The organism is Sporomusa sp. 246TCP1 (assembly GCF_057319775.1).
Window position 1 is genome coordinate 5727125 of the sequence record NZ_CM170492.1, and the last position, 19010, is coordinate 5746134.

At 41.8% G+C, this 19010-nt stretch carries 16 protein-coding genes; 7 read left to right on the top strand and 9 right to left on the bottom strand.

Annotated features, from left to right (window positions below; all coding sequences use genetic code 11):
- The first annotated feature begins 16 nt into the window (after positions 1 to 16).
- Positions 17 to 1741: a methyl-accepting chemotaxis protein gene (locus tag AC1ECB_RS27085; RefSeq protein WP_485666648.1), complete on the top strand. Its 1725-nt coding sequence runs from the start codon at positions 17 to 19 to the stop codon at positions 1739 to 1741.
- 47 nt (positions 1742 to 1788) lie between these two features.
- Here the strand turns inward: AC1ECB_RS27085 and AC1ECB_RS27090 are convergent, their stop codons facing one another.
- The gene (locus AC1ECB_RS27090; RefSeq protein ID WP_485669416.1) at positions 1789 to 2211 is read right to left on the bottom strand and encodes a gamma-glutamylcyclotransferase; all 423 of its coding nucleotides are present in this window, start codon (positions 2209 to 2211) and stop codon (positions 1789 to 1791) included.
- Here AC1ECB_RS27090 and AC1ECB_RS27095 point away from each other — a divergent pair.
- Complete coding sequence (locus tag AC1ECB_RS27095; RefSeq protein WP_485666649.1) at positions 2160 to 3146, top strand: bile acid:sodium symporter family protein; 987 nt, start codon at positions 2160 to 2162, stop codon at positions 3144 to 3146. The genes AC1ECB_RS27090 and AC1ECB_RS27095 overlap by 52 nt on opposite strands.
- A 154-nt stretch (positions 3147 to 3300) precedes the next feature.
- On the opposite strand, the gene AC1ECB_RS27100 is transcribed toward AC1ECB_RS27095, so the two are convergent.
- The 7 genes from AC1ECB_RS27100 to AC1ECB_RS27130 all read right to left on the bottom strand — a co-directional run bounded on the left by AC1ECB_RS27100 (position 3301) and on the right by AC1ECB_RS27130 (position 11991).
- Positions 3301 to 4710 (bottom strand): sensor histidine kinase, encoded by a 1410-nt coding sequence (locus tag AC1ECB_RS27100; protein ID WP_485666650.1) that lies wholly within the window; start codon positions 4708 to 4710, stop codon positions 3301 to 3303.
- Positions 4694 to 5386, bottom strand: coding sequence for a response regulator transcription factor (locus AC1ECB_RS27105; RefSeq protein WP_485666651.1), 693 nt, complete (start codon positions 5384 to 5386; stop codon positions 4694 to 4696). Before AC1ECB_RS27105 ends, AC1ECB_RS27100 begins: the two co-directional genes overlap by 17 nt.
- Before the next feature lie 361 nt (positions 5387 to 5747).
- On the bottom strand, positions 5748 to 6368 hold the full coding sequence (locus AC1ECB_RS27110; RefSeq protein WP_485666652.1) for a TetR family transcriptional regulator: 621 nt from the start codon (positions 6366 to 6368) through the stop codon (positions 5748 to 5750).
- A gap of 66 nt (positions 6369 to 6434) precedes the next feature.
- Complete coding sequence (locus tag AC1ECB_RS27115; protein ID WP_485666653.1) at positions 6435 to 6878, bottom strand: universal stress protein; 444 nt, start codon at positions 6876 to 6878, stop codon at positions 6435 to 6437.
- A gap of 42 nt (positions 6879 to 6920) precedes the next feature.
- Complete coding sequence (locus tag AC1ECB_RS27120) at positions 6921 to 10022, bottom strand: efflux RND transporter permease subunit (RefSeq protein WP_485666654.1); 3102 nt, start codon at positions 10020 to 10022, stop codon at positions 6921 to 6923.
- Positions 10019 to 11146, bottom strand: coding sequence for an efflux RND transporter periplasmic adaptor subunit (locus tag AC1ECB_RS27125; RefSeq protein ID WP_485666655.1), 1128 nt, complete (start codon positions 11144 to 11146; stop codon positions 10019 to 10021). The genes AC1ECB_RS27120 and AC1ECB_RS27125 overlap by 4 nt, the downstream gene beginning before the upstream one ends.
- 227 nt (positions 11147 to 11373) lie before the next feature.
- Positions 11374 to 11991 (bottom strand): TetR/AcrR family transcriptional regulator, encoded by a 618-nt coding sequence (locus AC1ECB_RS27130; protein WP_485666656.1) that lies wholly within the window; start codon positions 11989 to 11991, stop codon positions 11374 to 11376.
- 257 nt (positions 11992 to 12248) lie between these two features.
- Between AC1ECB_RS27130 and AC1ECB_RS27135 the strand changes: the two genes are divergently transcribed.
- Positions 12249 to 13790, top strand: a complete 1542-nt coding sequence (locus AC1ECB_RS27135; RefSeq protein ID WP_485666657.1) for an ArnT family glycosyltransferase — start codon at positions 12249 to 12251, stop codon at positions 13788 to 13790.
- Positions 13791 to 14174: 384 nt separating this feature from the next.
- Here the strand turns inward: AC1ECB_RS27135 and AC1ECB_RS27140 are convergent, their stop codons facing one another.
- Positions 14175 to 14354, bottom strand: a complete 180-nt coding sequence (locus AC1ECB_RS27140) for a hypothetical protein (protein ID WP_485666658.1) — start codon at positions 14352 to 14354, stop codon at positions 14175 to 14177.
- Positions 14355 to 14555: 201 nt separating this feature from the next.
- Here AC1ECB_RS27140 and AC1ECB_RS27145 point away from each other — a divergent pair, with 201 nt between their 5' ends.
- From AC1ECB_RS27145 to AC1ECB_RS27160, 4 genes are all read left to right on the top strand, one after another.
- The gene (locus AC1ECB_RS27145; protein WP_485666659.1) at positions 14556 to 15083 is read left to right on the top strand and encodes a Tll0287-like domain-containing protein; all 528 of its coding nucleotides are present in this window, start codon (positions 14556 to 14558) and stop codon (positions 15081 to 15083) included.
- The gene (locus AC1ECB_RS27150; protein WP_485666660.1) at positions 15049 to 16041 is read left to right on the top strand and encodes a sensor histidine kinase; all 993 of its coding nucleotides are present in this window, start codon (positions 15049 to 15051) and stop codon (positions 16039 to 16041) included. Before AC1ECB_RS27145 ends, AC1ECB_RS27150 begins: the two co-directional genes overlap by 35 nt.
- A gap of 2 nt (positions 16042 to 16043) precedes the next feature.
- Positions 16044 to 16736, top strand: a complete 693-nt coding sequence (locus AC1ECB_RS27155) for a response regulator transcription factor (protein ID WP_485666661.1) — start codon at positions 16044 to 16046, stop codon at positions 16734 to 16736.
- A 67-nt stretch (positions 16737 to 16803) separates the two neighbouring features.
- Complete coding sequence (locus AC1ECB_RS27160) at positions 16804 to 18879, top strand: sigma 54-interacting transcriptional regulator (RefSeq protein WP_485666662.1); 2076 nt, start codon at positions 16804 to 16806, stop codon at positions 18877 to 18879.
- Positions 18880 to 19010: the final 131 nt, after the last annotated feature.

A 19010-nucleotide genomic window follows, 5' to 3' on the forward strand; every position in this document is an offset into this window, starting at 1 on the left:
AAAGGGGGAGTGGTTTTTGAAACTGACTGTTGGAAAAAAGATTGCGGGAGGTTTTGCGGTAAACCTTTTATTAATCGTTATTTTGAGTGGTATTTGCTTTAGTTCGCTGCAAACCATGAAGGAACGAATCGCTGAGATCCAGCTGGCAAGTCAGCGTAGTGGGATATCGGCCAGTGCGGCGTTGTCGCAGCGGGGGGTTGCTGTTGCTATGCGCGGTGTGATTGCCTATGGAGACGAAAAGTATTACCAGCAAGTTGAGCAAGAATTGAATAAAATGATAGAGCAACAAAACCAATTGCTGGCTATAACGCCTGATGAGAAAAAGGAGCAGGTACAACGCCTGATTGATGTCACAAAAAAGTGGAAGGATATAGCGCTTAATGAGTCGCTACCCATACTTCGCAGCTTAGCCCGGGAAAAGGCGGCTGGCAATTCCGCAGGCATTCAGTTGTTTCAAGCCCAACTGAACCAAAATGCCAGCGTTCAGGTACCTGTTACTACTGAACTAACGAAGCTAATGGATGAAGTAAAAGAATACAATGACGGGCAGGTACAAAGTAGTGCCGACAATGCTATCGGTGGAGCTAACAGACTAATTTCTGTAGCCGGTATTATGAGTGTCATATCTTTACTTGTTGGAGTAATACTAAGTTTTTTCATTGTCAGCAGAATTCGGAACCCACTTACGACAATGCTTACGCAGACTCGCAGATTTGCTGAAGGAGATTGGCGTGAGTCGGTACATGTGTCTGCTAATGATGAGCTTGGTGATCTGGCGGTTGCTTTAAATATTATGCGAAATAATACAAACAACTTGATTAAAAATATCTACCAGGCGGTAGAGCAGGTTGCTGCATCTTCTGAACAGTTGGCGGCAAGTTCTTATGAATGTGCGCAGACAGCTAATCAGGTTGCTACCGTTATTACCAATGTTGCCATGGGGGCGACAAGCCAGTTGGAGACGTCAAGTGCTGCTCAAATGAATATGGAAAAGATGTCTGATGGTATTTCGCAAATTGCCAATAACGCGGGTAATGTTGCTGCCAGTACCGAAAAGGCAAGCGACGCTGCGGTCACCGGAGTTGAAGCGGTTGACAAGGCTACAATTCAGATGGTTAACATTAAAAATTCTGTGACCAGTTCAGCGCAAGCTGTTGCCAAGCTTGGGGAACGGTCTAAAGAAATTGGACAAATTGTTGAGGCTATCTCTAGTATTGCCGGACAGACGAATTTATTGGCACTAAATGCTGCTATTGAAGCCGCTCGAGCCGGTGAACAGGGCCGGGGGTTTGCCGTGGTTGCCGAGGAGGTAAGAAAACTTGCTGAACAGTCACAAGGGGCGGCAAGGCAGATTGGCGAATTAATTGGTGAAATTCAGACAGATACAATAGCGGCCGTTCAAGCTATGGAGGGCGGAACCAGAGAAGTCCAAATTGGGACAGAGGTTGTTGATAGTGCAGGCAAAACCTTTGAAGAGATAGCTACTCTTATCCAGCATGTATCTGGTCAGGTGCAGAGAATATCGGGTGATATTCAGCAGATGGTCAGTGGTAGTAAGCAAATGGTTGGCTATGTGCGGAAAATTGACGAAGTGAGTAAGGATACAGCAAGCCATACCCAGACTGTTTCTGCTGCCGGCGAAGAACAATCGGCTGCTATGCAAGAGATTGAGGCATCCAGTAAGGCGTTAGCAAAAATGGCTGAAAACCTGCGCAACGCTGTTTCCAGATTTGCAATTTAGTGCATTTCTTTTTTCCTGACATGCCAAAAACCTCCTGGTTGTAGATTTCATTTACTGCTATCACAATCAATTATACAGGCCTCGCAGTCCATTGTGTTACAACCACTGCTACGCTCATAAGCTGGACGCCTGGGTACCGGATATAAAGCTGGTTTTGTTTCTATTGCTTGCAGTTTTTCAATATAGGGGGCCGGCAATCCCTGTGTTGTTGCTCCTTGCAGCACCTGTGCCATGTATTCTGAACTGGCAAGAGATGCGTTTCCCAACCGGCTTTTTAAATACATCATTGCCAGCCTGGTAGTGCCGTTGGTACCATAGACTTCCACCGGGTAGCGAAAATAAGCACCGGTACCATCTATACGAGCGTTTTCACAGTTGTCCAGTTCGTCCCAGCTTACATTTTGTGGGAGGAGAGAGCATGAAAATAAAAACAGGGGATCTTTATGCGATGATAGATAAGATTGTAAAATTTTTAAGCAACTATTTTGCGATGCTTGTTATTGTGGTGGCAGTTTTTGCATTCATCTTTCCACCGCCATTTAAGGCTGCCGTTCCATACATACCTCAGCTTTTAGGACTCGTTATGCTGGGAATGGGTCTAACACTGACCAAAGATGATTTTAAGGCGGTGTTTGAACGGCCTATGGACGTTGTAGTCGGCATTCTGCTGCAGTTTATTATTATGCCGCTGCTTGGCTATTTTATCGCATCAGTTATGGGCGTAAGCCCGGATTTGGCTGCCGGTTTTATTTTGGTCGGCTGCGTGCCAAGCGGTACGGCATCTAACGTAATGACGTATCTGGCCAAAGGAGATGTAGCCCTTTCGGTCACCATCAGTTCTATTACAACATTTATTGCGCCTTTTGTCACACCTTACTTGTTCCTTTGGCTGGGCGGCAAGTTTATACCGGTAAATGCGACCGCACTTTTAATAGATATTCTTAAAATTGTGTTGGTGCCCATCATTCTCGGAGTTGTCCTCCGGCAGATCTTTAGTGCAACCGTGCAGAAACTAATTAAGGTTGTGCCACTAATTTCGGTGCTGTCGATTATAGCAATTGTGGCGGCCGTTGTTGCCGCCAGCGCGGAGCGTCTTGTCGTTGTTGCAGGAATTGTTGTAATTGGTGTAATAATCCATAACCTTTGTGGTTATGCTCTGGCACACTTTACTGCCAAAAGAATATTCGGCATGTCGGAAGCCAAAGCGAAAGCTTTAGCCTTTGAAGTGGGCATGCAAAATTCGGGCTTGGGTGCAGCCCTCGCTATGGTTCACCTTTCACCTGTTGCCGCACTGCCTAGCGCTATATTTAGTGTATGGCATAATATCTCTGGTCCTATTCTTGCTTCCTGGTGGGCAAAGCGGACACCAAGTACAGACGCAAAGGACGTTAAAAAGATTTGCTGAGGATATGTATCACATAGTATAAATAGAAAATATAATAGGCAGATTTTGATGAAGTTATGATTGAAAATACATGAAAAAGCTGTGTAATCCTCCGGGCAATAAGGGAGGGTTACACAGTTTTGTTTTGCTGTAGCTGTTGTTTGCAGTTGCTTACTTAACAGAGCGGAATATGGACAATTATTTCAGTTCCTTCACCAAGTGTACTGTCTAAGTGAATTGTACTATTATGCTGATCGGCAATCCAACTGGCAATGGAAAGCCCAAGCCCGGTGCCGCCGGTAACTTTGGAACGGGACTTATCAACCCGGTAAAAACGATTGAAGACATGAGGCAGATCTTCGTCTGGGATACCTGTTCCTGAATCTTTAACAGTAATTTCAAAATGCGATTCTAATTTTTGTGCGTCAATAATGATTTTTCCGCCGTTCGGGGTATAGTTTATACTATTTTCAATAAAAATTCTCAACATTTGCTTGATGGAGGCAGCGTCTGCATAAATATCGGCGGGTTGGTTTTGTGCAAGAATAATGGTATGGTTTGGTGCAATCATACAAGTTTCCTGATAAATTTCTTCAATGAGGTGCGAAGTATTGAATGGGGTCTTATTGAGAACTTGGCGGTTTTGGTCAGCTCTGGCCAGAAACAGTAATTTCTCAATTAAGTCATACATGTTTTTGGCTTCCGATTTTATCGCTTCAATTCCCTCTTGCAAGGCGGCAGGATCGTTTTTGCCCCAGCGGTCCAGCATGTCGGCATAGCCGCTGATAACCGTTATCGGTGTTCTAAGTTCATGGGAGGCATCTGATGCAAACCGGCGTTGCTTATCAAAACCCATTTGAATTCGGTTTAGCATATGATTAAAGGTTTTAGCCAATTCATGAAGTTCATCGTTGCTATCTGTCGGCGTAATCCGTTTTTCTAAATTTTTGATTTCTATTTCTTTGGCAGCTTCCGTTATGTTGCGAATAGGTCGTAGTATCCTGTTGCTAATAAATATACCAGAGATGATTGCAATAATAAGTCCCAGCATATTAGCGATAAAAAGGTTTACAATTAAATTTTTTAGGAATTGGTTTTGCTCTACCATCGGTTTCATAAGATATAACTTAAACAAATGTCCATTTATGGAAAACTGTTTTTTCGTTTCATAGAAATAAAGATGATCAGTGTGGATAAGTTGTGACAACTCGTCTTTCATAGATATAATTCTATAATAGTCAAAATCATGGTTTTTCCAAGTAGAGGGATGCTTACCCAACACATGTGCATCGCTATCAATAATCAGGGAATTTTGCTCATCATATATTTTTAGTATTACCCCCTGAGACAGGATGTTTTCCTTTAATAATAATAACCTATCGTCAATGGTATTTTTTTCGATGTAATGAGTTACGTTTAGTACACTTTGCCGTAAATCATCGTGGGCTTGGGTAAAAAATACATAAAGTAATCCTGCAACAGTTAGACAGCTCGTAAACAGAAGGATGCATGACAAAATGAACGCGTAAAGGATCGTTAATTTAATAGAAATAGGCATCTGCAGAAGTTTAATCTTTGACCACATAGCCAACTCCTCTGACTGTGTAAATATATTTTTGCTTACAACGTTCATCCAGCTTACTGCGCAAATAGCGAATATAGACATCTACTACTTTGGTATTTCCCATAAATTCATACCCCCAAACCTCCTGCAGGATACGCTCGCGACTTAGAACAATATTTCGATTGCGGATTAGGTATTCCAGGAGGTCGTATTCTTTTTTCGTTAATTCTATCGCCTGTTGATCAATGTGTGCTTCATACCGTTCAGGATACAAAACTAGTTTTTTTACCCGAAATTCATTGTCATTCGATGAAGGAGGCGCCGTTTTATTTTTCCGCAGTGCAGCCCGAATACGAGCAATAAGTTCCGGGGTAGCAAACGGTTTCGTTATATAGTCATCTGCGCCAGTGTCAAGCCCGGTAACTTTGTCGATAATATCATCTTTAGCAGTTAACATAATGATAGGAACTTCCGATAACTCCCGCACCCGTTTGCAAATTTCTATTCCATCCATTTCCGGTAACATGATATCCAAGAGAACCAGGTCATAGCTTTCCTGGATAATACGGTCCAGTGCTATACGTCCATTTGACTCAATGAATGTTTTAAAGCTCTCATGTTCCAATTCCATTTGCAGAAAACGGGCGATTTTCTGCTCATCCTCTACAATTAATATTTTTTTATAGTCAGCATGCATAAATTTTTACCTCCTGGTCAATAAATATCCATCTTCTATATAACCATTTTTTTCCCCTATTGAAAAGGATATTTAGTATTTTTAACCAAATTCTAACTTTGGTCTAAAGTTAGTGAAAGACGGCGATAGTTGCATACCACCATGGTGATATGCAGCTGTCGCCGCCTTCATTTGCCGCCATCTAGTCATTGTGTATATTTTGAATTCAAAACTTTCATCACAGATTGCATTGCCTGGTTTTTTAAACCCACGATAATCTCAATGCTAACTAGTGACCAATAGACTGTAAGTTCAGCCCATTCTTCCAGTAGTACTCTGTACGGATGGAGGAGCTGTATTGTTGTTGTCTGGTTTTTTATTGTTAACCAACAAAGGATTGTTCGTTAGGATAATTTTCAATTCTTTTTATCCCTTGTATAAAAATATAAAATGCCTGCTGGGAATAGTCTTTATAATCGTCTTTAACAAGAGGAGTAGATTCGGTCATTAGTCCAGGAGCGCAAAAAGGGGAATGAATGATTTCCAGCAGTAGGATTGTTAGGTGATGCTGCTGAAGGGTAGGGATAAATTCCTGTTCAGAAATCCCCTGGCTGAGGCAAGTAAAAAGACAATGATATAGCTCAGCGGTATATTGTTTTACAATGGAACTGTCATTTATAGGGGCTCGCAATCTTTCATAATGCCAAAATGAAGTCAGGTAAGGCTGTTGACGTTTTAATCTAACAATGGCTTGGGTAAGACGTTCAGTTGCAGTTAATCCATTTATTGTTTCAATTTCCTGAAGTGACTTGAGGGCCGGTGAAAAGTGGTTTTGCAAAATCAATTGGTAAAGTGGTTCTTTACCACCAAAGTAGTATGAAATCGAGGCGACATTTACGTGGGCTTCCATTGCCAATTGCTTTAAGCTAATGTTTTCAAATCCATGTTTGGCAAATAAAGATGTGGCGATATCTATAATGATTTTTTTTTTATTGTCTTTCATAGTCACCAACTCCTTAGAACAAAATGGCTCCTTCTAGATATATATATGAAAGGGTTAAATGTAAACTTATTTGACAACTAGAACAGGGCAGTGGGAGTTTCGGACGACGTAGGTGCTGACACTTCCTAGGAGTAAGCCTGAAATGGTTCCTAGTCCCCGGCTGCCAATAATGATGATATCATAGCCATTTTGCTCAGCAAATTCTGTAATAGCAATGCGGGGTTCGCCCACTTTATTATATGTTTGAATTTGAGTGCCTTCGGGAACATGTTTTAAAGCTTCTGTAAGCATTTGTTTAGCGAAATTTGCAGGATCTGTAGAGATGTTTGCCGGAATGGTAGTCCCTTTCACCTGATCGTATAAGGGTGTTTGTTGCGATAAAACTGATACATAAAGGATGGTGATTTCGGCATCTAAGGAACGTGCCATTGCCACTGCGTGTGACAAAGCCTTAAGTGAATTTTTGGACCCGTCAATAGGCACCAAAATTTTTTTGTACAGTTTTTCCATAGGTAACAACTCCATTTCAATATATTTACCAAGTAAGGATTATTAAACAGAAGGTTTATTTTCAATAGTAGCTGTTTCAGAATCCTGTGTGTTTGTAGCTGGTTGTGCTCTGTACAAGGTAGCATACATAACTGGCAGTACGACCAGGGTTAGTATTGTTGCGCCGGCCAAACCGGCGGCGATGGCGATCGCCATTGGTCCCCAAAACTCATCGGCAAATAGAGGAATCATCCCGAGAATAGCTGCAGCTGCTGTTAAGCAGATGGGGCGAAAGCGGATGATTGTAGCGTTGACAATGGCATCCCAAAGGGATTCACCGGCTTCAAGCTGTTGAGAGATTTGATCCATCAAGACAACTGTGTTACGCATAATAATCCCTGCTAAGGACAGAATTCCTAAAGTTACCACAAAGCCCATGGCACTGTTGGTAACCAAAAGACCGATAGACACCCCGATGAGTCCTAACGGCGCTGTTAACAGTGTTAGAATTAATTTCGGGATACTTTGCAGCTGAGTGATCAGTAGAACCATGATGGAAATAAGCATCGCCGGGATAGTCGCATTTATATATGTAGTCGCTTTTAGACTGTCGCTTTTAGTACCATCATAATCGATGCTATAGCCTAAAGGCAGATTGGCGCGTACATCAGCAAGACTTTCATATACTTGCTGGGCGATATCATCACCGGTTGCTCCCGGGATTATTTCCGCCTGTACCCAAACCATGGGTTTTAAATCACGGCGATAAATCAAGCCATGTTCGGTATCAAAGCTAATTTTGGCAATTTGATCAAGGGGAATATATTGACCATTACTGGCTTGAATATTGAGGTTTTTTATGCGGGAGGGATCATAGCGGTCCTGTGAATCAAAGCGAAAAACCATATTGACGGTTTTGTCATATTCCCTAAATTCTGCAAAAGGCGTACCACTTAACTGGGCTTGGAGAGCATTAGACAGCGTCTGGGAGGTAATGCCTAAATTGCGGGCTTTATCTTGATCAACAGCTAAATGAATAGTTTTACTTTTTTCATTCCAGTTGAGGTTAACATTTTTGGCTCCCGGGTTGGCTTCCATGGCAATACGTACTTTTTCGGCTATCTCGAGGACCTTATCCTGGTCATAGCCATTGACGCGCAGCATAACCGGGTAATCAGCTGATGGTCCGTTGGGAATAATCTTGGTATGAACATGCACGCTGGGAAACTCATCATTCACTAACTTACTGAGTGAAACGTTCAACTGGTCACGGGCCTTATAATCGTTAGCAACAATGATAAATTCGGCAAAGTTAGTTTTGGAAAAAGTCGGCTCAAAACTTAAGACAAACCGGGGCGCCCCTTCACCCACATGGTAGGTATAATACGAAATCTGGGGATTGTCGTTCAGTTTTTCGGCAACTTGGTTAGCGATTTCATCGGTATTGTTTATCGCGGCTCCTTCCGGTAATTGTAATTGAACAATAAGCTCCGGTCGGGTAGAATTGGCGAAGAATTGCTGCTTGACGAAGCCCATTAAACCCACGGCGCCGAAAAAGCAGGCTACAGTAACAGCAAGCACGATTTTGCGATGCAACATGCACCAATTCAAGGTGTGCTTAAATAGGTTATAAAACTTGGTGTCATAGACATCATGTTCGTCTTCGTTCGTTGCTTTTGGTTTAATCTTAATAAACAAGTAAGACATTAACGGGGTAACTGTACCGGCTACGACCCAGGAGGAAATCAGGGCAATGGCGATGACGGAGAAAATAGTTATACAATACTCAGAGCCGCTGCCGGCAGCCAAGCTGACAGGGATAAAGCTGGCAACAGTGACCAGGGCACCGGTTAAGCGCGGATAGCCTGTTGAGGTATAGGAAAAACAGGCAGCATTGAAACGGGTCCAACCCTGTTCCAATTTGACAATTATGGTTTCAATGGTGATGATGGCATCATCTACTAGCAAACCTAACGCGATAATCAGGGCACCCAGTGATATTCGCTGCAACTGAATACCAAGCATATCCATAAAGCAGAAGGTTATCAAAATAACCAGGGGAATGCACATGGCGACAATCAGACCGGCGCGGGCGCCCAGACTGGCAAAGCTAACAAGTAAAACGATAGCGACGGCTTCGATTAGTGATTCTATGAATAAATTAATCGAAGTTTTTACTACCTCAGGCTGATTAACGGTTTGGTGGATTTCCAGCCCGGCAGGCAGCTCTTTTTTTACTTGTTCAATAGTCTTAGCCAGGTTTTCGCCTAAGGTAAGAATATTATCACCAGGCTTCATCGCCAGCGAAATGCCAATGGCGGGCTCACCGTTATAATAAAATTTAGGGTCACTAGGCTCGGCGTAGGCGCGGGTTACTTTGGCAATGTCACCTAAGCGGAAAGTACGTCCGTTAGCTTGAATAGGAACATTGCGGATATCTTCCAACTGCTCAAACATACCGGTAATACGTAAATAGATATTGTCAGATACTGTTTCCAACATACCGGCAGCTGTCTTGGCGTTTTGTGCTGCTAGGGTGGAAGTAAGCAGATCAGGACTAATTCCCAACTGCGCCAATTTACTATTTTCTATTTCAATATAAATTTTTTCTGTTTGCACACCTACAAGTTGAACTTTATTAACAGAGGGGACACCCAGCAAAATACGGCGGATACGTTCGGATTTTTCTCGCATTTCTTCATAGGTATAGCCATCACCGGTAAGTGCATACATTACACCATATACATCGTCGAACCGGTCATTAAACGCGGGTTCAGAGGCCCCAGACGGTAAAGTATTTTTAATGTCGTTAACCATTTTCTGGGCTTCTAGCCACCTAAGACGGACATCTTTTTGGGGAACGGTGTCTTTTAAGTGAACGTAAATAACTGCTATCCCAGGCTTGGAGAAGCTTTTTACATAATCAAGCCCTGGCAAGTCCTGTAGCTTTTTTTCTATTTTGTCGGTAACTTGTTCTTCCACTTCCCGCGCAGCAGCACCCGGCCAGGAGACATTGACAATCATTTGTTTGATGGTAAAGTCCGGATCTTCCATCCGGCCGAGGTTATTATAGGAGTAGAGGCCGGTGACAAAAAATAGGAGCATGAAAAAGTAGATAAAATGTTTATGATTCAGCGACCACTCGGTTAGATTGAAATTTTTCACAGGGACTCACCGCCAACTTGTACCTTTTGTCCTGCTTTGAGTTTATGTACGCCTTTGGTTACGATGCAATCACCCTGCTGTAAGCCTTTGAGGACCTCAAGTGATGTTTCATTAATAAAGTTGCCCAATTTTATGGGGCGCAAGGTAAGTATATTGTCTGTTACCACCCAAACGGTTGGCGTATCGCCGGTTTGATAAATGGCAGTCAGTGGAATAGTTATGGTTTGCGGTACATTGCTGCTGACCACGGTTACACTAGCGGTCATGCCTAATTTCATTTCTGGTGGCGGGTTTAGTAAGCTAATGCGTACTTTAAAGGTACGAGTGGTTGTATCAGCCATAGGGGCAATCTCTCTTATTGTACCAGTAATCATATTGTTGGCTAATGCCCAAAAAGTGACTTTGATGTCTTTAGCTTGGCGCAGTTCTTCAATGCGGTTTTCAGGTACACTGATTTCCACTTCACGGTCACCGTCCTGTACTACGGTGGCAATGATTTGTCCAGCAGTGACTACCTGGCCTATTTCGGCAGAGATGCTGGAGACAATACCTGATTTATTGGCCTTTAAAAGCGTGTAATCCAGTTGATTAGTACCTTGCTCATATTGAGCGGAGGCTTGCCGCACCCCGGCAATGGCTACATTGTAGGCATTGGCATACTGGTCATATTGGGATTGACTGATAGCACCACCTTCCAATAATTCACGGTACCGGTTGAGATTGCTCTCTGCTAACTGTAGCTGCGACTCAGCCGAATACACCTGAGCGGAATTGCTATTAACGGTTTGCACAACATCTTTGGCGTCAATTTGCATCAACGAATCGCCTGCGCTAACGTGGCTGCCTAATTGAACATTCCGGCTGGTAATTCTTCCATTGACCTGGAAAGCCAATTGACTTTCATAGCGGCCGCGTACTTCACCGGAATAGGTATATTCCTGGGTATTTTTTGTCGTGCCAATTACCGCGGTGCGTACTATTGCAATCTCTTCGGCTGCAGCTACTGGTTTGTTATGATCTTTCAAGATAACGCCCCCGATGATACCGAGACCGATGATTGCTGTGGCTAAACCGCAATATAATTTCTTTGGTGGTATTTTACTTAACCAATTTAGTTGTTGCATTGTTTCACTCCTTAGTTCATTCACAATTAATTTTTGAGGGAGATAAACTTAACAGATTCAGGCCTCCTTTCGTTTGCGTGGTTAGCTAACTTGCTAGTGAGTGGTAGAGTTTGATGCTGAGTTAGTCTATTAATTGAATATATTCAATTAATAGACTAAAAAAAGCCGCCCACCCATTTCATTGGCTGGCGGAATTTTTTTATTAAATTGCATTATAGCATACTGATTTATAGCGATATATGGATGGTTCCGTCCTGCGCTCCTAACGTTTTTTCGATAATGGATTCAGCCATTCTCAAGCGATAGGACAAAAGTTCAGCAGGTAGTTTCTGAGGCAAGGCAACAATGAGAAGATCAGTAATTACCAGGATGAAATCCAAAACTGTCTGTGGATGGGATACATGAAAATATTGTTTTTCGTTTCCTTCATTAATGACTTCTAATATCCATGGTGAGAGGAAGAGGTTACTGTGGCGAGATATTTTATACCTAACCTGTTGGAGCTGATCGTCATGCAATAAGTCAAGATACAATCCGCCTTTGTATTGAACGCCCTGGAGCAGGGTAGATATCATTAATTCAATTTTGCGGGGAGGGATAAGACTGTCGGAATAAGCAATCTTTTTGATTTCAGCCAGGAAGGAAGAAGATTGACGAATAACTAATGATTCTAAAATTTCCTCTTTGGACTTAAAGTAGTAATAGAGCATTCCTTGGGCAACGCCCATTTTTTTGGCGATATCGCTAATTGTAGTTCCAAGGTAGCCCTTGCTGGAAAATAAGTATTCGGCAGTATCTAAGATTTCAGTGATTCTAATTTGTGGGTCTTGTGGAGTTCTAGCCATTGTAGCACCTCTATAATTGAATTCATTCAAATTATAGAGCTTGCTGGGAGTTGTTGTCAAGAATAATTTTTAGCCGCTGAGTAGGCATAAAAAAATAGGTATTTGCTATGGGGTTCTGGTGCAAAAACAAAAACAGTGTTTGAAAAGTACGTGTTGTGGTAGAATAGTTTACAGGAATAAGTTCAAGGGGATACATACGAGTACTTTTGTTTCGGCGGGACAAACGATAAGATTGTTAATAGATGATGGAGAAAATTATGATCCCAAAAAATAAACTACTATTTTGGATTGTGGCAGGTATCACAGCATTTATTATATTTTTTCATCTAGGGAGTTTTCCTTTGCTTGATCCGGATGAGCCGGTTTACGCGGAGACGCCTAAGGAAATGCTTGCATTTGACGATTTTGTTTCACCCCGGATTTATGGTGAATATTGGTATGATAAGCCACCGATGTATTACTGGCTGGTGGCAGTAGCTTTCAAGGTTTTCGGCGTTAATGAATTTGCGGCCCGCTTTCCGTCGGCATTGTTAGGTGTGCTGTGTGTGCTGCTGGTGTATCGGGCAGGGAGCAAACTGTTTGGCCAGACTGCAGGTATTGTCGGGGCGCTGGCATTAGCCACAAGTATCGAGTATTTTTATGTCGCCAAAGCGGCAGTGACAGATATTACATTAACGCTATTTCTAACTGCTGCTCTGCTTTCGTTTTTGGAGAGGAAATATTATCTTTTCTATTTCTGTGCGGCGTTAGCCAGTGTCACTAAAGGACCTATAGGGTTACTGTTTCCGGTGGCGATTATCTTTTTTTACTTGCTTGCAACTAAGAATTGGCAAGAACTAAAAAATATGAAGATACCGGCAGGGGTTATTATTTACTCAGTGGTGGCGCTGCCCTGGTATATTGTAATGTATCAAATTCATGGTGCGGCTTTTCTGGATACATTTATTGGCTTTCATAACATCACCCGGTTTACGATGGCAGAACACACTGAGACTTCCGGCTGGTATTTCTTCATACCGGTGTTGATGCTAGGCTTTTTCCCATGGACAGCGCTCCTGGTTCAAGCTGTCTACGCTTCGTTGGCTGAAGGGAGAAAACAGGTACCTGCTTTGCTATTTTTAAATATCTGGGCATTCTTTATTTTTATCTTCTTTACCATTTCAAGCACCAAGCTAGTGACGTATATACTTCCCATGTATCCACCACTAGCTTTACTGGTTGGCTGGTATCATGGGCGCTGGCTTGATGGGGACAGACATAATCGATTGTGCTATAGCTGGCCAGTTGTACTATCAGGACTCGTTGTCCTTTTGGTCGGCGGTATATATTTTGGAGTTAAGGCGATGCCTGAGCTGACAACCGGATTATTAGTAATGGCTGCCATGCTGATAACAATGGCCGGTACGGTTTGGTATGCAGTGAGACGAGGTAATCCTGCTGTTGGATTTTGGGGGCAAGTTGTGGCGATGACTATTGTCGCAACTATATTGGTGGCAGTACTAGTACCGGCAGTAGCCCCTCAAGTTACCACTCGTGATATTGCCAGCCATTTTAGTGCTGTGTATGATGGAAAGTCACCAGTATATGTCGTGAAATTCTTACATCCGGGATTTGCTTTTTACACAGATGTCTATGGCACTGAAGTTATATCCGGTGAGGACATTAAAAAGGCAGTGGCGAAAAACTCTACCGCCTACTACGTAATTCGGCAATTAGAATATAATTCATTAGACAGTCAGGAACGTGCAGCCTTGACGATAATGGCGCAGTCGTATGAAGTGTTATTACTCAAACAATAAAGTTTAAAAGGTCTTATTTTAAAATAATAGATATTATTACTATTATATTGGCTGAAGATTAAAAGGCCGCGATAGCGGTTTATCTTAAGATAAGAAGTATATGTTTTTTGAACCGCAGAGACGCAGAGTACGCAGAGGGAATGTCTCGATATAATCTCCCTTCTGCGCTCTCTGTGTACTCTGCGGTTAGAGCCGTATCCTCAAGGGCGCGCGCTTTTTTATATGTGACATGTGGCTAGTGCTTAACATAGTATAGATTAAAATCTATTATGGGAGGCATCCTTGTGGTTCGTTATGCTTGTGCTGACTGGAATTTGCGGAAGCCCACTAAAAAATGTGTCAAAACATACACTTCGATCTTAAAACTATATGAAGTATGTTCCTTTAGATTATATAAGGTGTGCCCGTGGTGTGGTTGCGAGTTTGATTATCATTATTATCAGGGCGAATGTCCTTGTTGTGGGGATGATAATCCTTCCCCTCAGCCTGGTTTCGTGTTTTTTCCCGAGCTTCAGGTTGAAACTTCTTCACTTGCACTTTTTCCAGAACTTGCATTTTATCCATAGCGTAATACGCAGGAATAAAAATAGCAGAACATACTATTCTTGGTAGAGTAAATAGTCATAACTTACTAAAAAAGTAGGTTATGACTATTTTCCTTAACAGGAAAGGCGAAGCATGGTATGAAAATAATAAAGGATTTTGTCATTTTTAAGCAGAATGGTTTTTATAAAGTGATATTCCGTTTTGGGGAGTAATAAATTTATGCGGTTTAAAAATAGTCTTACGATAAAATTTATGATAGGAATTGCCATCATAACCATTGTTTTGATGACAGTAAATCTCCTTTGGAATATTAGACAATATAATTTTCAGGCTGAATCGGAAATGAAGGAAAAAGCGGAGGTTATTGCTCAGCAGCTTATTGCTACAAGATCATTTATTGCAGATAAGCAAGATTTGATTAATGCCAATTATGATGGCGGTTATGAATTTAAACACTTAAATCCTGCAGCTGTCGGCAAGGGCATCGGTGAAATTTTTAACGGCTACTCCGGCTATAAATTTAAACAGACCCGGCCCATTGTACGTGATCCTTATAATGCTCCGGACAATTTTGAAATTGAAGCAATGAAACAGTTAGCTGCCGACAAAAGCCTCAAGGAATTATGGGGTTATGATGAAATTGACGGCAATCGTGTTTTCCGGTATTTAGTGCCGTTATATTATGTTTGTCAGTATTGGGCTGACTTATTTAATGATGGAACATATTATTATCATGCCTATCCGTGAATTGACAGGCAAGGTAGCCGAGCTGGGCCGGGGGAATTTATCAGCGCAGCTGACCGAGATTCAAACCTATGATGAAATGCGGAGTTTGGCGGAAGAGTTTAATACGATGGCCAGTAAACTTAACGAACTCTATAACGGCCTGGAGGAAAAAGTAACCGAGCGTACGGCGCTGTTGTCGGACGCGAATCAGCGTTTGCTGGAGCAAGGAAGTAAGCTTCAAGCAATGAATGCCAAGTTGACCGAGACAGACCGCCTCAAATCAGAATTTTTGGCGGTTATGAGTCATGAACTCCGCACTCCCCTTACGGCAATCATTGCCTTTGCGGAAATTCTATTGGCTGAGGGTGAATCGCTCAGCAGTCTACAGCAGGAATATCTGCAGGATATCTTTGAAAGTGGGCACCAATTACTTAGCCAGATCAACGACATTCTTAATATGTCTAAAATTGAAGCCGGGCTTGCCAAAATTAACTGTAACCAGATTGATATTAAAGAAGTGCTGAATCATTTAATGCATAGTATTTCTCCCCTAGTAAGCAAGAACGGACTTACGTTTATTGTTGCTATCTCCGCTGACATTCCCAATATTGTAGCTGATCGTGAAAAAGTGATTCACATTTTCCGCAATCTAATCAGTAATGCCATTAAATTTACGTCAAATGGTGGGAAAATTACTATTTCAGCAGCTTTGGTGTACGATCAGGAAAAGGTGCCGGAGGTTGTTGTCAAGATACAAGATACTGGTATCGGTATTAACCAGGAAGATCAAAAATATATTTTTGATAAGTTTCGCCAGGTTGATAGTGCTGAAGCAAGGGAATATCCGGGAAGCGGCTTAGGATTAGCACTGGCGCGCAATTTGGTTGAAATGCACGGGGGACGGATCTGGGTGGAAAGTGAAGTTGGCCGGGGCAGTACGTTTACCTTTGTTTTACCGGTCATTGTGAAGGGGTGTTAGGTTTGTCTGGCGAGAAGATTTTAGTTGTAGATGATGATGCGAAGATACTAAAGATAGTGAAGCATTGTCTTGAAAGGGAAAATTTTCTGGTTGTCAAAGCTGTTGACGGTGAGGGTGCGCTGGCTGTTGCCAAAAAAGAGCAGCCTGATTTAGTGATCCTTGATTTAATGCTGCCAAAACTCAACGGTCTTGATGTCTGCAGGATTTTAACCGCTGAGTACACGGTTCCCATCATCATTTTATCGGCTAAGGGCGATGAACTTGACCGGATTGTAGGGCTTAGACTAGGGGTGGACGACTATTTAACTAAGCCTTTTAGTCCAATCGAATTGGTTCTCAGGGTACAGGCGGTTATTCGCCGGGTACAAGGGCAGGGGAAAAATCAGACAAGTCAGGCTTTGGAGTGTGGTACTCTGTATATTGATCCTGGCAGCAGGGCGGTTACGATTAATGGTACAGCTGTTAATCTTACCAGTAAGGAATTTGAATTGCTTTGGCTGTTGGTAAGTAATCCTCAGCAGGTTTTTACCAGGATGCAGCTATTGAATAAGATTTGGCATAGTGATTATGAGGGTGATGAAAATACCGTGACTGTCCATGTCCGGCGATTAAGGGAGAAAATTGAGCCTACGCCTTCATCCCCCACGCACATTAAAACTGTGTGGGGAGTAGGCTATAAGTTTGTAGGTGAGTAGTGATTTTTCGGATTTTGAAATCATTGATAAGATTCTAACGTAGAATGGACGGGAGAGAAGAAATACCATGTTAGTACGAGATTTTATGGCGCCTAATCCTCATGTATTAGATAAAAAAGCCCAACTAAAAGACGTAGTGAATTTATTTTATAAGTACAAGCTAGAAGCTGTACCTGTTGTGGATGAAGAAAAAAGGCTGTGTGGTCTTATTACGCGAACAGATATTGTTGATACGATGATGAATCAGCTGCCAACCTCTATTAGTGTTGAATCTATTATGACAAAAAGTGTAGTGACGATACATCCGGATAATACGTTGGAAGAAGCTTGGCAAATACCGATTACACATTTACCTGTTGTTGATTATGATGATAAAATTATTGGGTTATTGAATCGACAGGATTTTGTTAAGATTTTTTATGAAAGTTTAAGTAAATATAAATGTGCGGTAGAGCTATTAAGTCAATTGTCGTATAGCGGGGTTATCTGCATTAATCTCTATGGGATTATCATTCAAATCAACGAGGTTGCAGCCCGATTGATTGGAGTAACGAAAGAGGGCGCATTAGGGAGAGTTATTTCTGATATTATCCCGAATACACGTCTTATGGAAGTGATGACTACCGGAAAAAAGGAATTGAATGCAACGATAGAGGTAAATGGACAGCAATTAACTGTGAACCGTGCACCAATTTGTGAAGGCTATAAAATTGTTGGTGCGACAGTAATCATACAGGATATCCAACCTAAGGATAACTTTGAACAAGAAAAAATTGTTATGATGAAAGCTAAACTGGAAATACTTGAGCAGGTTTTTAGTAGTCTGAAACAAGGATTAATTGTTGTAGATACGAATAATATTATCCGTTTGGTTAACAATGCTTATGAAGAAATTATGGGAATTCCCCGGGAAAATTTATTAAACCATAATGCACAAGAGACGGTCGAAAATTCAAGAATGCATATTGTGTTAAAAACCGGAGTACCAGAAATTGACGACATGCAGTCGGTTAATGGTCGTCAAATTATAGCTCACCGGCTGCCATTTTTTAAAGATGGTAAGGTTGTTGGTGCAATTGGGGAAGCGGTATTTAAGGATATTAGTCAAGTGGAACAATTGCTGGAACGGAATAGAAAAATTATGGAGAAAAATCCTGCTAGGAAACGAATTAAAAGTGATAATTTGCAGCCCCAATTGATGACATTTGAAAATATTATTGGTCAATCAAGTAAGATGATTCGAGCAAAGAATTTAGCAGCTAAGATTGCGGCGACTGATACTACTGTTCTCATTTTGGGGGAAAGTGGAACAGGAAAGGATCTTTTTGCGCAAGCCATACATAATGCGAGTAATCGAAGAAATAAGGAATTAGTAGCTATTAATTGCGCGGCGATTCCGTCTGAACTGTTGGAGGCGGAACTGTTTGGATATGATGAGGGTGCTTTTACTGGTGCCAAAAAGGGCGGAAAAAAAGGAAAGTTTGAGGTTGCTGAAGGTGGTACTTTATTTTTAGATGAAATTGGTGATATGCCGCTTGTTATGCAAGCTAAATTGCTTAGAGTTATGCAGAATAAGACATTTGAGCATGTGGGCGGGGAAAGTGTTCGTGTCTGTAATGTAAGATTTATTGCAGCGACAAATAAAAATTTGCAGGAGCTAGTGGCAAAAGGCTTATTTAGAGAAGATTTGTATTATCGTTTACATGTTGTTTGCTTAGAGATACCCCCCCTCCGGGAACGCAAGGAAGATATTTGTGAGATTATTGAAATGATGATGCCGGTTATCTGCAATAATCTGAATATAACGATTAAACAGATTTCCGAGGATGCGCTTGAAAAAATGATTGCCTATAAATGGCCTGGTAATATAAGAGAATTGATTAATGTGCTTGAGCAGATCGCGGCGACTGTTGAGAGTATGATAATTACTGCGAAACAGCTACCCATGTCTAATTGGCAGATGGATAAAAGTAATGGGAAACGATTAGGACTTGCGGCAATAGATGAGCCATCGCAGTTACGGGCGGCATTAGCAGAAGCACATGGTAATAAAGCTGTGGCAGCTAAAATTTTGGGTATTCATAGATCGACTTTATACGAAAAGATGAAAAAATTTGCGATACAATACAAATCCGACACATAATGTCGGAAAAAACGAAGTGTTGGCATAGAGACTAGTGTCTACTATGCCAACACTTTGTATTGTCGGCAATTTAAAATGATAGGACAAATGACTAATGGTTGCTTTCCGACACTTTTTATGTCGGAAAAAAT